At 45.6% G+C, this 1446-nt stretch carries 1 protein-coding gene; it reads right to left on the bottom strand.

From position 1 onward, the window contains the following. Positions 1–1446: beta-N-acetylhexosaminidase (gene nagZ, locus ACWHAR_RS21265; RefSeq protein ID WP_452087742.1), on the bottom strand; the 1446-nt coding region annotated here is incomplete at both ends.

Here is a 1446-nt window from a genome sequence, read left to right as displayed (position 1 = left end):
CCGGCCGGAATATTAGGTTGAAGATAACGGCCATTTGCGTATCCTTTAAAGCCATAGACTGCAATCAGTGCCTTTGCTTCTTCGAAATTGGCTGCGTCATAGGGGTTGCGCAGACTCATTAAGACAAATGGTTTGTTGTGCTGCAGTGCGGCTTTCATGACAGCTCTCGGAAACACGGTGGCCCATTTGCTTGAATCTGATATTGTGTCGTCGATGACACCGTCGTTGACGACAGGGTCATTTTTGACGACATAGGAGCCGGTTATGATATAATCAGCCTCTTTTACTTGTTTTTCATGCTCGGCCTTAAATACTTGGTTGGCAAAGTTCATTTTGCTGAGGGATACGGGTTTGATTTTCTTTCGCTTGATGAGATCGTGAATGGTTTGTTCGATTGAAGCAGTTTGTTCTTCGTAAGGTGCCACAATTAAGATTCGGCTGCCTTTTTTAGGCTTGAATGGCAAAGTGTGCTGTTCATTTTTTAATACAGTTACTGCTTTTTCAGCTATTTTTTTCTCTGCTTTCAGGTGCTGCTTGCTTCCTACGATTTTTTTGGCTTTGGCTATTTTTTCTTTTGTACTGTCGCTGTTTCGCGCTGGATACATGCCGCGTTTTATTTTCAGGGAAATGATTCTTTCAACTGAATTGTTGATTTGTTGTTCAGGAATATCCCCGTTTTTCACGGCTTCTTTCAAAGCTTGAATAACACGTGCGAATTTCTGTTCTTCTTTCAATGAAGTGACTGAGGCTGGCATTAATGCAATATCGACACCAGCTTTTACGGCCATGACCACAGCCTCTTCCTGTCCGAAATGATCTGCGATTGCCTTCATATTGAGCGCATCGGTAACGATGACCCCATTAAAGCCCATTTCCTGACGAAGAAGACCTGTCATCACTTTTTTTGAAAGTGTAGCTGGAACCAGAATGTCCGATCCATCGAGTTTGCTTTTGTAAGTGGTGTCATCAAAGGCGGGAAACTGAACATGGGCTGTCATCACCATATCAGCACCAGCATCAATTGCTTTTTGAAAAGGATAAAGCTCGACCTCACGAAGCCGTTCTTGGCCATGGGAAACGAGCGGCAGTCCATAATGGCTGTCAACGTCCGTGTCTCCATGTCCCGGGAAATGTTTGAGGGCAGACGCGATATCCTGCCGCTGCAACCCTTTCATCGTATATAGACCGAGGCGTGATGTCAGTTCTCGATTGGAGCTGAATGACCGTACGCCGATTACAGGATTATCAGGATTATTGTTAATGTCCACGACAGGGCTGAAATCTGTATTGATGCCTAAGGCAGAGAGCTCTTTCCCGATGATGCTGCCGGTCTGATACCCATTGATTCTGCTTCTGGCTGCGCCCAGCGCCATATTCCCTGGGAAATTAGTGCCCTCCCCTAACCTCGTTACAATGCCGCCTTCCTGATCAATACTCAGCATGAGC

The sequence above is a fragment of the Bacillus sp. LR--39 genome, assembly GCF_053613335.1.
This window is presented reverse-complemented; position numbering and strand designations above follow the sequence as displayed.